The sequence below is a fragment of the Riemerella columbipharyngis genome, assembly GCF_900101995.1.
In the GTDB taxonomy this organism is placed as follows: Bacteria; Bacteroidota; Bacteroidia; order Flavobacteriales; family Weeksellaceae; genus Riemerella; species Riemerella columbipharyngis.
Map to the genome: position 1 here is coordinate 1 of NZ_FNAS01000021.1, position 12,988 is coordinate 12,988.

General features: G+C 36.1%; 13 protein-coding genes and 1 pseudogene. 1 reads left to right on the forward strand and 13 read right to left on the reverse strand.

The genetic code is table 11. From position 1 onward, the window contains the following. Positions 1–202: pseudogene (locus BLS89_RS11130) on the forward strand (IS1595-like element ISIse1 family transposase); the annotation flags it as partial. A gap of 1,023 nt (positions 203–1,225) precedes the next feature. Here BLS89_RS11130 and atpG read toward each other — a convergent pair. The 13 genes from atpG to BLS89_RS09375 all read right to left on the reverse strand — a co-directional run bounded on the left by atpG (position 1,226) and on the right by BLS89_RS09375 (position 12,945). After that, positions 1,226–2,092, reverse strand: a complete 867-nt coding sequence (gene atpG, locus BLS89_RS09315; RefSeq protein WP_092737787.1) for an ATP synthase F1 subunit gamma — start codon at positions 2,090–2,092, stop codon at positions 1,226–1,228. Positions 2,093–2,161: 69 nt separating this feature from the next. Beyond that, positions 2,162–3,739 carry a F0F1 ATP synthase subunit alpha gene (gene atpA, locus BLS89_RS09320; RefSeq protein WP_092737789.1) on the reverse strand — a complete coding sequence of 526 codons (1,578 nt, stop codon included), beginning with the start codon at positions 3,737–3,739 and terminating at the stop codon, positions 2,162–2,164. Between the two features lie 18 nt (positions 3,740–3,757). Continuing rightward, on the reverse strand, positions 3,758–4,297 hold the full coding sequence (gene atpH / locus BLS89_RS09325; RefSeq protein ID WP_092737791.1) for an ATP synthase F1 subunit delta: 540 nt from the start codon (positions 4,295–4,297) through the stop codon (positions 3,758–3,760). 7 nt (positions 4,298–4,304) lie between these two features. Then, positions 4,305–4,805 carry a F0F1 ATP synthase subunit B gene (locus BLS89_RS09330; RefSeq protein WP_092737793.1) on the reverse strand — a complete coding sequence of 167 codons (501 nt, stop codon included), beginning with the start codon at positions 4,803–4,805 and terminating at the stop codon, positions 4,305–4,307. Positions 4,806–4,905: 100 nt separating this feature from the next. Next, positions 4,906–5,124, reverse strand: a complete 219-nt coding sequence (gene atpE / locus BLS89_RS09335; protein ID WP_092737795.1) for an ATP synthase F0 subunit C — start codon at positions 5,122–5,124, stop codon at positions 4,906–4,908. 33 nt (positions 5,125–5,157) lie between these two features. Then, positions 5,158–6,276 (reverse strand): F0F1 ATP synthase subunit A, encoded by a 1,119-nt coding sequence (atpB, locus tag BLS89_RS09340; protein ID WP_092737797.1) that lies wholly within the window; start codon positions 6,274–6,276, stop codon positions 5,158–5,160. A 57-nt stretch (positions 6,277–6,333) separates the two neighbouring features. Continuing rightward, positions 6,334–6,627, reverse strand: a complete 294-nt coding sequence (locus tag BLS89_RS09345; protein WP_092737799.1) for a hypothetical protein — start codon at positions 6,625–6,627, stop codon at positions 6,334–6,336. Between the two features lie 113 nt (positions 6,628–6,740). Next, entirely contained in the window at positions 6,741–8,435 is a 1,695-nt protein-coding gene (locus BLS89_RS09350) for a S8 family serine peptidase (protein WP_092737801.1), read from the reverse strand. A 3-nt stretch (positions 8,436–8,438) separates the two neighbouring features. After that, on the reverse strand, positions 8,439–9,377 hold the full coding sequence (locus BLS89_RS09355; RefSeq protein ID WP_092737803.1) for an MBL fold metallo-hydrolase: 939 nt from the start codon (positions 9,375–9,377) through the stop codon (positions 8,439–8,441). An 8-nt stretch (positions 9,378–9,385) separates the two neighbouring features. After that, on the reverse strand, positions 9,386–9,994 hold the full coding sequence (locus tag BLS89_RS09360) for a WbqC family protein (protein WP_092737805.1): 609 nt from the start codon (positions 9,992–9,994) through the stop codon (positions 9,386–9,388). A 35-nt stretch (positions 9,995–10,029) separates the two neighbouring features. Further along, on the reverse strand, positions 10,030–11,646 hold the full coding sequence (gene lepB, locus BLS89_RS09365; protein WP_092737807.1) for a signal peptidase I: 1,617 nt from the start codon (positions 11,644–11,646) through the stop codon (positions 10,030–10,032). A 49-nt stretch (positions 11,647–11,695) separates the two neighbouring features. Beyond that, the gene (dapB, locus tag BLS89_RS09370; protein WP_092737809.1) at positions 11,696–12,394 is read right to left on the reverse strand and encodes a 4-hydroxy-tetrahydrodipicolinate reductase; all 699 of its coding nucleotides are present in this window, start codon (positions 12,392–12,394) and stop codon (positions 11,696–11,698) included. Between the two features lie 11 nt (positions 12,395–12,405). Continuing rightward, the gene (locus BLS89_RS09375) at positions 12,406–12,945 is read right to left on the reverse strand and encodes a DUF5683 domain-containing protein (RefSeq protein ID WP_245688980.1); all 540 of its coding nucleotides are present in this window, start codon (positions 12,943–12,945) and stop codon (positions 12,406–12,408) included. Positions 12,946–12,988: the final 43 nt, after the last annotated feature.

Consider the following 12,988-nt stretch of genomic DNA (forward strand, 5'->3'; position numbering starts at 1 on the left):
AGAAGCATTATCATATTAAGTATAATGATAATGAATTTGCTTTGGGATGAAATTATATCAATCGAATAGAAAACTTTGGAGGCTTTGTAAGGTGCAGTTGTCTCGGTTTAGAGGTATTCATAAACACAAATTTTATTACTATCTAAAGAAATATAAATTTAGGTACAATAACAGAGATAAAAATTTGTACTTTTGTCTGTAAAAATTGATACAAAAAAGCTGTTTAAATTATGTTGAATATAAAATACAAGTGTAAAAAGAGAAACAATATTAAAATATAAAAGACTATGAAAAAAATATTATTTTATTAGGATTGGGAGTATTATTCCTAGTGGCTTGTAAAAGAGATAGTGGAAGTAAAAAGCAAATATCACTAAAATCAAATTTTGAAAATAAAGTATACTTTTAAGAGTAATCGTAAAATATGGAGCAGGTAGAGAAGATACTACTATTATATATAATAACGACTGTAGAAAAAATAACAGAATAAGTTTTTGGGTGAATAATGTAGAAGAAGAAAAACGAGTTTCTTTAGAGACTTCTTCTAACAATTACTAATGATTTTTATTGAACTTTAAATGAAAAAGAAAAAACAATCTTATGTAAGTATGATAATGAAGATATATTATACAGAATTTTATATAATGATAGTAACCATTTGAAATTATCTTTTGAAGGATATTATGACGATGATGATATAAAAGATGAAATAATATATGATTTGCTATTAACAAAAAAATAATTGCAGATACTAATTATTGAAGTAAAATTATAGAGTGCCCCAACCTTTTTTCTCTCATTTTCAAGCTACTGTACATATTTTGGGATATAACTTCTATTTTTCCAACTTTTTAATAGTACCCCTATGAACGCTTAATTTCAGTTTTGAATTTTCCACATTCCAAATAAGCTTTTAATACGTATCTTTGTACTAAAGTTAATTGACCCATTGTTATTTTTTGTTTGGAAAATAAAGGTCAAACATATAAAGACTTTTTGTTTTATTTAAGAGATGATTCTTAAATAAAAGAAAGATTTTATTCTGTTTGTCGCTTTTTCTATTTGAACTTAAATACTTTATTTCATAATTAGAGAACCAATACCCGCTAACAAAATCATATCTAAAACATAGTGTAGTTTTACTAAAAAAGAAAAGCTATAACAAAAAAACCGCCCTAAAAAGAGGCGGCTCATTATAATGTTAAAATAAATTACATTCTAACGATTAACCATTCTTAAGTGCTTCTGCACCGGAAACAATTTCCAAAATTTCATTTGTAATAGCTGCTTGACGAGCTTTGTTATAGTAAATAACCAATTCGTTTTTAAGAGCCTGTGCATTGTCTGTCGCTTTATGCATCGCCGTCATACGAGCACCATGTTCAGAAGCTACAGAATCTAAAACAGCTTTAAAAACTTGGGTTTTTATAGATTTAGGAATAAGAACATCCAAAATCTCATTTTTATCCGGCTCAAAAATATAATCGGTTTCTACAGTGCGTTCCTCACTATCATTTTCTCTTATAGAAATAGGCAGCAGCTGCTCTACTTTTACTTCTTGAGTAGCGGCATTGATGAACTTATTATAAATCAAATGAACTTCATCAAACTTGCCATCAAGAAAATCTCTCATCACATCGTAAACCACATTAGAAACATTTTCAAAGGTAAGACTGTCATAAAGCTCGCTTTGGTTACCATAAACCTTTCCAGAGCGTTTTACTGCATCATAGACTTTTTTACCTATTGTAAGTACTTCCACATCTGCGTGTGCGTTTGACATCTGGCTCCTTAATTCTTTGATAATAGCCGAATTAAACGCTCCTGCTAATCCTCTATTAGAAGAAATTGGGATATAAAGTATCCTCTTAACTTCTCTCTTTTGTGCATAAACAGAAATCTGATCCGGATCGGAACTGGAATTAACATTCTCTATAATTTCCTGCAATTTTTCAGAGTAAGGTCTTAACATTACAATTGCATCTTGTGCTTTTTTCAATTTCGCTGCCGAAACCATTTTCATAGCACTTGTAATTTGCATTGTAGATGAGATAGAAGCTATCCTTCCTCGTATTTCTTTTAAATTTGCCATTCTTTGAATTTCAAAGTTTATGTATCAAAATTCAGAGTCAGATTTAATTCCAACTCTGAATTGTTTCTTTTAGTTATATTTAGAAGCAATATCTTCTGCTGCTTGCCTTAGAACTTTTGTAATCTCCCCATCTATTTTACCAGACTTAATCTGTGCCATAGTTTCAGGGTGTTTTGTTCTAAGGAATTCCACATATTCTTTTTGGAAAGCTTTCACTTTATTTACCGGAACGCTTCTCAAAAGATTCTCTGTTCCTGCATAAATCATTGCTACTTGGCTGTCCACCGGAAGTGGTGAGTTTACCGGTTGTTTAAGAATTTCCACATTCTTCTCTCCTTTTTGGATTACAGCTAATGTAGCCGCATCTAAGTCTGAACCGAATTTAGCAAAAGCCTCCAATTCCTTAAATTGAGCTTGGTCTAACTTAAGCGTACCAGATACTTTTTTCATTGACTTAATCTGAGCATTACCACCCACACGAGATACGGATATCCCCACATTAATAGCCGGACGAACCCCAGAGTTGAACAAATCAGACTCAAGGAATATCTGACCGTCTGTAATGGAAATCACATTGGTAGGAATATACGCAGATACATCCCCTGCTTGTGTTTCAATGATTGGTAAAGCAGTAAGAGAACCACCTCCCTTTACGATAGGTTTCAAAGACTCTGGTAAGTCATTCATTTGTTTTGCGATATCATCATCGGCAATTACTTTTGCAGCTCTTTCCAATAGTCTTGAGTGCAAGTAGAATACATCCCCAGGATAAGCCTCACGACCCGGTGGTCTTCTAAGTAGAAGTGAAAGCTCACGATAAGCTACCGCTTGTTTAGATAAATCATCATAGATGATAAGAGCCGGACGACCTGTGTCACGGAAAAACTCTCCGATAGCCGCACCTGCCATTGGTGCATATACCTGCATAGGCGAAGGGTCGGAAGCATTAGCTGCTACTACTACAGTATAAGCCATCGCTCCTTTGTCTTCCAATGTTTTTACAATCTGAGCTACAGTAGAACCTTTTTGCCCTACAGCTACATATATACAATACACAGGATTCCCTGCATCATAGAATTCTTTTTGGTTAAGAATGGTATCAATCGCTACCGTAGTCTTACCTGTCTGGCGGTCACCAATGATAAGCTCCCTCTGTCCTCTACCAATTGGAATCATAGAGTCTATCGCTACGATACCTGTCTGAAGAGGTTCATTTACCGGCTGGCGATAGATTACTCCTGGCGCTTTTCTTTCAAGTGGCATTTCGTACAAATCTCCACCGATAGGACCTTTCCCGTCAATAGGGTTACCCAAAGTATCTACTACTCTGCCTAAAAGCCCCTCTCCTACTTTGATAGAGGATATTCTGTTGGTTCTTTTTACAGTATCACCTTCTTTTACGGATTTGGATTCTCCAAGTAGAGCTACCCCTACATTGTCCTCCTCAAGGTTTAGAACGACACCTTCGGTACCACTCTGAAATTTCACCAATTCTCCGTACTGAACATTTTCTAACCCGTAAACACGAGCAATACCGTCACCAATCTGAAGTACTGTTCCTACTTCCTCCACATTGGACTGTGTATCAAAATTCGCTAACTGCTGTTTCAATATCGCAGATACTTCTGCTGGATTTATTTCTGCCATTGTATGGTTATTTTATACTTAATTCAATTGAAATTCTTTTTTAATATTATTCAGCTGTGTCCTCACAGAAGTGTCCAGCTGCTGGTCTCCGACCCTCAAAATATATCCTCCTAATAAATCAGGATTTACGATTGTTTTCAAGTCGTGCGGTGCATTATGATCCACTAAACTTGATGACTTTAATATCTTATCAATATTTTCTTGAGACAACTCAGATGCCGTAGATAATGTAATCCTCTGAACCCCGTTTTTATCTTCTACCATTTTGGTAAATTCTTTGGCAACGGCACCAAGATAAGATTCTCTTCCGTGCTTGATAACCAAATTAATGAAATTTTTAGAAGCTTGTGAGAAACTTGTAAATATCTCATTCGCAATTTTAATTTTGGTTTTGTAGTCAAGAATAGGCGTTGTGAAAAATTGATTCAACTGCTTATTTTCCTTCATCGCCTTACTAATTGCTTTCATCTCAGAAAGAACTGTAGGCGTAAGAGCAGACTCTTCTGTAAAGTCCAAAAGTCCTTTTGCGTATCTTTTAGCTAATTTAGATGACAGCATTTATTCTTTAGTTAAGGTTAGACTTATTCAACATATTATCCACCAAAGCATTCTGTGCTTCAGGATTTTCTAATTTTTGTTTAAGGATAGCTTCCGCTATATTAACAGACAATAATCCTATTTGAGATTTGATATCTGCCATAGCCGACTGCTTTTCTGCAGCAATACTTTGTCTCGCTGCTTCTATCATTTTATCTCCTTCTGCTTTAGCAGCATCTTTTGCTTCTCCCACAATACGCTCTTTGATTTCACGAGCCTCTTTCAAGATAGCATCTCTTTCGATTTTTGCCTCACGGATAATTCTTTCGTTATCTGCTTTTAGCTGCTCCATTTCTTTTTTAGCAAGTTTTGCTTGGTTAAGAGCATCTACAATAGAGGATTCTCTATCATTAACGGCGTTGATGATAGGTTTCCACGCAAATTTAGACAACAAGAACAATAGGATGGCAAAAGTAAGCGTCATCCAAAACAACAAACCAATTCCCGGTTCAATTATTGTATTTATCATAGTCTTTTATTATTTCTAAATTATTAAATTTATTAAGGATTGTTTTAATCTTAGCAGTATGCCAACCGCATACCACTAAGATTTTTGTTTTTGTAGAGGATTACTTGATAAACGCACCAAAGATAATCGCAATAAGACCTACACCTTCAATAAGACCTGCAGCAATAAGCATAGCCCCTTGAATTTTACCAGCTTGCTCTGGTTGTCTTGCGATAGCATCCATAGCATGTCCACCGATTTTACCAATACCAAGTCCTACACCTAATACCGCTAAACCGATACCTACATAGATTAATCCTGCTCCTGTTGTTAAATCCATAATAAAAATATTTAAGTTAAAAATTTATTTTTTTTATAATTCTGCTTCATCGTGATGGTGCTCTTGAACAGCTAATCCTATAAACAATGCAGATAACATTGTAAAGATATAAGCCTGAAGAACAGCCACTAATAATTCCAATACTGAAACAAACAATGCCAACGGCACTGATGCAAATCCTAAAGCTGCTGTTTCAAAAATAAATATCAAACCAATAATTGCCAATATCATAATATGTCCTGCCGTTACATTGGCAAAAAGTCGCATCATCAAGGCAAATGGTTTTGTAAATATACCGATAATTTCAATAGGCACAATAATAGGATAAAGCCAAAGCGGAACCGGCGGTAAGAAAATATGCTTCCAATAGTCCCTATTGGCACTGAATAAAATAATTATCAATGTAAATATTGCTAAAACACCTGTAACTGCTATATTTCCTGTAAGATTTGCTCCACCAGGGAAGAATGGTATCAACCCAAATAGGTTATTAAACCATATAAAGAAGAATGCAGTTAATAGATAAGGTAAATATCTTTTATACTTTTTAGTCCCTATATTTGGAATAGCCACTTCGTCTCTAATAAATACCACTATCGGCTCTAAAAGTCTTGCTAAAACATTTCTCGGCATTGGGGATTTTTTATACCCATTCGCCATACCTACAAATACAAGCAACATAAAAATGCAAGACAAGAACAACGCAAGTACATTTTTAGAAACAGAGAAATCATAAAATACATTCTGTGAATCCTGCTTGCCACTCACTAAACTAAATAAAGATGCTTGCTCCACATTTTTTGTAGAAATCAACCGTCCTTCTTTGTCTAATGTATACCCCTCGTGTTCGTGTCCGTGCTCTATAGCTGTAGATAAGAAAAAGTGCCATCCGTTATTATCTTTGATAATGATTGGCAAAGGTACGCTAATGTGCTTTTCGTTCTCTCCCTCCCCTTCATTAAGCGTAGCAATGTGCCATTCGTTAGAGTCACTAATGTGATCCATAATCATCTTAACAGCACTAAAGCCTTCTTTCTTTTCGATAGCTTGCGCATCAGACTCCGTCTCTTCGTGATGCTCCTGAGCAAATCCCAATCCACCTATGAGAATAAATAACAACACGAAAAATAACGATGAAATTCTCTTGTTCATATCTATAGTTTATCAGTTTGCAAATATATTGATTTTTCAAAAATTTAACAATTAAAATTATTGATTTTTGTCATCATTAGAAATATAATTATTTAAAAGCCTGATAATAAGCCCATAAAGCACAAAAGAAAACCATAAAAACAGCATACACAGCAAGAAAAAGTTTTCCTTAGTTCTATCCAATATCATTATCGAAAATACCACCCAAGCTATATCCTTAGGCAGATTGATAACCAAAAACTTAATTCCGGCATTAGGTGTTTGCAAAATCTTTTTTTTGAAGACAAAATAGATGACAACATTTACAATTGTAATAGATGAAACAACCAAAACCCAATTATTGATTTCCATTCGACAAAAATATCAATTTCTATTCTTTAATTTATAATGCGGAATAAAAAAGGTACTCCTACCTAAAATAAAACCCGCTTTTGGCGGGTTTCATAAATTCATAGAATTACATTCTAATGTCTTCTAAAAGCTCTTCGTTTTAATCTTTTTTTTACTTTTTCTACTTTATTATTTTTAGCATAGAAGTGGCTATACGCATATTCTGCCGCTTTTTCTAAATCTATAACCCCTCCCGCTACAGAAAGTTTATCAAAAGTAAGTGTAGGCACATCTTTCTCATTTGCACTTACCGCAGATTTATTTACTGATTTTTCAAGTGCTTCTATAATCTGAGCCGGTGTAAGCTCTGGCATATAAGCTTTTAAAACTGCCGCTGCACCTGCTACTACAGGCGATGCCATAGAAGTTCCTTGTAAGTACTCATACTTACTAGTAGGTACAGTAGAATAAATTTTTGTCCCCGGTGCAAAAACATTTACCATTTTCTGGTTGTAGTTAGAGAAAGAAGCTTTTAGATCTTCATTATCATTTGTACTTGCTCCTACTACTATCATATTGTTCACAAATGGTTTTACATCTTTAGGGCTTTTGAAATTTGTAGGATAATAGACATTTTCCTCTATATTCTCGTTGTCATTACCCGCTGCTTTTACCAAAAGAACACCTTTGTCTTGTGCATATTTGATAGCATCCCAAACATATTTTTTACCTGGCGAAACCGGTTTACCGAAACTCATATTAAGGATCTTCGCACCATTGTCCACGGCATAGCGGATAGCATTAGCCACATCCTTATCTCTCTCATCTCCGTCTGGTACAGCTCTTACCACCATAATTTTCGCAACTTTATCTGCTACCCCGTACTGAATTTCATTACCCTGAGGAAGCCCTGCTATAATACCCGCCACATGTGTACCATGTTCTGCGTTCAGACCTTCGTAATCATTGTTACCATAATTAGACTCGTTATAATCATCGTAGTTGTCTCCTACAATAGATTCTCTTGAGTCAAAATCAAGATTGTATTGATACTTAATCTGAGGTTCAAAATATTTAAGTGCAGAATCTACTTCTTTGGAAAGCATAGATTTAATTTCTTCCGGTGTTTTTCCTTTCACTTTAATACCATCACTTTCTGCCATCATAATTAAAGTAGTCAAATACACTGCTTCTTCTTTATTTTGGGGCTTAATAGTTTCTAAATACTTTGTATCAAGAGGCTTACCTCCCATCATTGCGATAATACCCGGAATTTTTTCCTTGAAAGCTTTATAATGCTGGTAGTTTTGCTCTGCTTCTATTTTTCCTTCTTCAAATTTTTTTTTGGACTTCATATACATCTCAAACTCTTCCGGCATTTTACTTTGATTAGCCTTATTTTGTGCGGCATCTGTTCCTTCAAAAACAGGTTTGTACTTTCTTACAACTCTTGTTACCTCAAGATTATCCGTACCTACATTTCCATTTTTACCTCCAATAAAGTTCCAGCCATGAATATCATCTATATGCCCATTGTGGTCATCATCAATACCATTATTTGGAACTTCGTTCGGGTTTGTCCAGATATTGTTTACCAATCCCGGGTGATCTACTTGTACGCCACTATCCAAAACACCTACTACTACCGTACGAGGTTTTAGCCCCTTAGACTCCAAAAATTTATATGCATTTTCAGTATTAATACCATAAACATTCGTTTTGGCAAAATCGTTGTGATACCAAGTTTCCAAAGCTCTGTCGTGTTCCTCTTGTCCGAAAACACAGCTCAGTCCTGATAAGAAAAGAGCGGCTACAATTATTTTTTTCATATCTTATAAATTTATATATTTTCCTTGTTTAGCTATAATTATTTCTACATTTTTATGTTTGAATTTTTCTTTCAATTCCTTTTTAATCGTCTTTACGATATCCTTTTTAGGTTTAATATGGGTAATGATGATTTTCAGTCCGTTCAAATCCCCTCCCGAAAGTCTTTCCAAATTTGAAAGTTCTCCATACAAAAGATTTGGAGTAAAATGCCCGAAAAGTAAATTTTCCGGCTGATGGTCATCAAAAGAACACTCTATCGCAATACCTTTCAGCTGCTTATTCTTCACCAAAGCCGAAACATTTTCCCATAGAGATTTTAGTTCCGTAGAATGCTCTATTTTGTCGGCACCCGTATCTCCTAAATACAAGAAATAATTTTCTTTTTTGTTCTTTATTAAAACTCCCGAGCTTTTGCCTATTCCGTCGTGGCTCAGAGAAAAAGACTTAATACTGAGACTTAAATCGCTTAAGTCAAACCACTGTCCTCCGTCGGTATTTACATATTCATACTTTGACAAAACCGGCTCTGCTCCCTCATTACCAAAATTAGCCCATGTAACCCCATTGAAAATATCTTTCTTAAAACTTTTTATAACATAAGAAGTAGTGTATATTTTTTTCTTTTTGTCAATGGGCGAATTGATGACCAGCCCCGCAATGTGGTCAAAATGAGGATGAGATATATAATACGCCTTTATTTCATTCTTTATAAAAAAGGCTGCAGCATCACCTTTCCCAACCAACTTAGAAGCCCCTGTATAGAGCGTGCCGGCATCAAGGCAGAGATAACCTTTCTCACGATTTGCCGTAATCAAATAGCTGCTCATATTGCCTTCTTGCAAACCACCTCTTACCCCAAGCGGAACGATGGTAAAATCTTGAGCTTGAATAACAATAAAAGTGCCCAGAAAAAAGAATAATTTAGCAATAGTCTTTACCACAATTTTGTTTATAGTTTTCTTATATTATTCCTTATATAGGTCTGACTTTCGGGGCCTTTGTTACAAATTAAATCCAAAATAGATAAATCTTTTATAAAGCCCAACTTATCCGAAAAGGTCTGATAATACTCGTCCAGCTCATACGCGGACTCTGACTTTGCAGAAAAAGAGTTTCTAAAATCCACCCCTTCAAAATCCGTTTCGTAAGACCGGGAGAGCGAAAAAGATTGCTCTGTTTTCAGTATCTTCTGAAAAACTTCTAATGTTCTGAGATTAAAATCCACCAAAAACTTTTCTCTGTCTTGAAACATCGGTGCCAAAGCATCTTCGTAATATTCAAAATAAGGAGAAGTTTGATAAGCCGTCTTAATGGACTTCCAATGAAGACTTTGCCAATTTTCTGCATAAGATATCTCTATATCTCGCATCACTCTTTTTCTATTGTGATGAATGGGGATAATGAGCGAAAGTTTCCCGTTTGCACCATAGATATTTGCTCTGTTTCTATAGGTCTGTTTGGGAAAATTCTCGCATTGCTCTATCACGGCATTTTCTGCGGATAGAAATTCTGCCATCCAAGAAATAGGTGGCATATAAAACACAGGTAATAATTTCATAAGTTCTAAAATAGCGTATTATTCCGACGTTTTATTTAATCTTTTTTCTTTCTGAAATACTTCATAATATTATCCCAACCAAAGAATAGCACCAAAATAATAACAGCTATCCACCAATAAGAAGTTTTATTAGCTTCTCCCGTATTGGTTGCCTTAAACATCCTGTCCCATCTTATTTTTTTCGGACCGGGATCAAAAACCCCCTGAACACTCATCCAAGTAAACATCGGTTTACCTAAGATATTCTCTTCTGGTACAAAACCAAAAAACCTTGAATCCAAAGAGGCATCGCGATTGTCCCCCATCATAAAATAATAATTTTGTTTAATCGTATAGGTATCCGCAGGTTTTCCATTGATGAAAATTTTCCCGTCTCTTAGCTCCAGTTTATTATGCTCATATTGAGAGATTATCCACTGGTACTCTGGCAGATTATCCATAGTAAGATGTACCACATCGCCTTTTTTAGGAATTCTAAGCGGGCCGTACCAGTCCGGGTTCCAGTTTTTGTTAATAGGAAAAATACTCTGTGCGGTGTCTATTTTTGTCCTTTGAGGATTAAAGTAAGAAATGGTTTTTTCTCCTTTGGGCGAAATCACTTCTTCTGCTTTTACAAACTCCGGTAGTTCTTTAATTTCATTGAGCAACTTATCCGTCAATCCCTGAAACTGATAAACATATCCGCCATTAGGAAGCTGCTGCTCTTGAAGCGGCAAATAACATAGTCTGTTCCACAAATCATTAACATCAAGCTCTTGAGTCGTATAAACCAAATACGAGTGCTGCAATTCCTGATCGCCCATTAGCTGCTCTTGCTTTCCATTTACGAAAAGCCTTCCTGCTTTCATCTCCACCGTATCGCCACTTACTGCCACGCATCTCTTTACATAAGGGTCTTTCCTATCAATTGCCGTATTTACGGAGTCTCTTGGATAGTTAAACACCACGATATCTTTTCTTTTCAGAACATCCCAGCCCGGCAAACGGAAGTAAGGTAGCTGAACGGCATTTACATAAGATTTTGGGTCGTCTTTGGGATTACCTTTTTTGCCGGTATCCATAATAGTACTTTGCATAAAAGGCAGTGCCAACGGACGCATAGGCATTCTATACCCAAGCCCCAATTTATTAACGAAAAGAAAATCTCCCACCAAGAGCGTCCGTTCCATAGAGCCCGTGGGAATACCAAATGGCTGTGTAATAAAGGTATGTATCACTGTGGCAAAAACAATTGCAAAAGTTACCGAACCAATAAATGTTTCTTTCTTTCGTTCTTTTTTTTCTTCTTCCGTGAGATAAAGCTCGTCTTCACCTTTGTCTAACTCTGCTTTATCGGAATAATTGACAATAGCAAGATATATAAAGGGCAGAAGTACCGTCAAAAGCTTATCCCCTAAGGAATGTTTTGAAAATTTCCTCATTAAAAACAAATGGAAAACCGTCATCATAACGAGACCTGCTATCGGCAGATAGCTGAGTGCAGCCCACCATTTAGGACGCCCGACTTCTTTCAATATAATATAATAATTGTAAAAAGGGATAAAAGAAAATAAAGGATTATACCCCATTTTTTTATAAAGCTTCCATGTAGATACTCCCATGAGTACAGAAAGTACCAAGACATAAAAAGTATATTTTAATATATAATCCATAACCGTTTTTTTTATAAGTTAGTCTTTATCGTTAAGTATATGTTACATCCTATCCAAACAGCACATCGCGTACGCTGAAATTCCCTTTCTTGCCGAGAATCCATTCCGCAGAGATTACCGCCCCCAGTGCAAATCCTTTTCTGCTAAATGCCGTATGTTTAATCTCAATTTCATCTACCTCAGAGCGGTAAAAAACAGAATGTGTTCCGGGTACTTCATCTTGCCTAATCGCAAAAATCCCCAGCTCTTTACCTTTGGTTTCGTCAAGTTTCCACGCTTCAAAATCAGTATTTCTAATGATGCCTTCCGCTATCGTAATGGCCGTGCCGCTCGGGGCATCTTTTTTGTGGGTATGATGAATCTCTTCCAATTGGCAAGAATATTCGCCGAAGTTTTTCATCAATTGTGCCAATTTTTCATTAAGCTCAAAAAAAAGATTAACGCCCAAACTAAAATTAGAGCCATACAAAAATGCCGTATCATTAGCCAAAGCCAATTGCTCTATCTCTTGTTTTTGAGTAAGCCAGCCCGTAGTCCCGCTCACCACGGGAAGTTTTAGTTCCAGACAAGTTTTTATATTATCAAAAGCTGCTTTGGGATTAGAAAACTCTATGACCACATCGGGGTTACCAAGTGTTTCCGCCGTAGGGGTTTCGTTGAGTCTTGCCACTATCTGATGCCCTCGCTGCACCGCGATTTCATCGATGATTTTTCCCATTTTTCCGTAGCCTACTAATGCTATTTTCATATCTATATATGTTAAAATCTAAAGTTTAATGACAGTCCTGCTTTTGCACCATTAGCCTCCCATTGATTATTGATAACCACAGGAGCTATAGCTAAATCAGAATCGTGTCTTTGAGCATAGAGATGGGCATCTACTATGGCATCTACTATATTCAGAATGTAAATTCCGGCAGTGATGGCAATGGCATAGTCCCTCTGTCTTTTTGCTCTATCCTGAATATTCCCAAGCACTTCGGCATCCACACCGCTAATCCCCGAAAATTCGTGTGTCTGATGATTTAGCTCAGCGATAAAAGCATTGCGATAGCGACGGTACTGCTTTTGGTTCCAAACAGCAATGCCCACCCCCGTACCTATGACTCCCCATACGATAGGAATTTTCCAATATTTACGATTGTAATACTGCCCGAAACCAGGTAATACCGCAGAATAAAGCCCCGCTTCCGTAGGATTAAAATGCTTTATTTTTTTCGGAGCGTTGTATTTTTCTATATTTCTAAGCAGTTTCTGCTCTGTACTCACGCTGTCTTTTCGCAGGCTGTCCGTAGGCACTACCTGTCCCGATACACCCACACAAAACAACAATGCTATAATA

Excerpts from the sequence above, each read along its gene's own strand:
- atpG (WP_092737787.1), bottom strand. The coding sequence starts at position 2,092 with ATGGCAAATTTAAAAGAAATACGAGGAAGGATAGCTTCTATCTCATCT.
- atpA (WP_092737789.1), bottom strand. The coding sequence starts at position 3,739 with ATGGCAGAAATAAATCCAGCAGAAGTATCTGCGATATTGAAACAGCAG.
- atpH (WP_092737791.1), bottom strand. The coding sequence starts at position 4,297 with ATGCTGTCATCTAAATTAGCTAAAAGATACGCAAAAGGACTTTTGGAC.
- BLS89_RS09330 (WP_092737793.1), bottom strand. The coding sequence starts at position 4,805 with ATGATAAATACAATAATTGAACCGGGAATTGGTTTGTTGTTTTGGATG.
- atpE (WP_092737795.1), bottom strand. The coding sequence starts at position 5,124 with ATGGATTTAACAACAGGAGCAGGATTAATCTATGTAGGTATCGGTTTA.
- atpB (WP_092737797.1), bottom strand. The coding sequence starts at position 6,276 with ATGAACAAGAGAATTTCATCGTTATTTTTCGTGTTGTTATTTATTCTC.
- BLS89_RS09345 (WP_092737799.1), bottom strand. The coding sequence starts at position 6,627 with ATGGAAATCAATAATTGGGTTTTGGTTGTTTCATCTATTACAATTGTA.
- BLS89_RS09350 (WP_092737801.1), bottom strand. The coding sequence starts at position 8,435 with ATGAAAAAAATAATTGTAGCCGCTCTTTTCTTATCAGGACTGAGCTGT.
- BLS89_RS09360 (WP_092737805.1), bottom strand. The coding sequence starts at position 9,994 with ATGAAATTATTACCTGTGTTTTATATGCCACCTATTTCTTGGATGGCA.
- lepB (WP_092737807.1), bottom strand. The coding sequence starts at position 11,646 with ATGGATTATATATTAAAATATACTTTTTATGTCTTGGTACTTTCTGTA.
- dapB (WP_092737809.1), bottom strand. The coding sequence starts at position 12,394 with ATGAAAATAGCATTAGTAGGCTACGGAAAAATGGGAAAAATCATCGAT.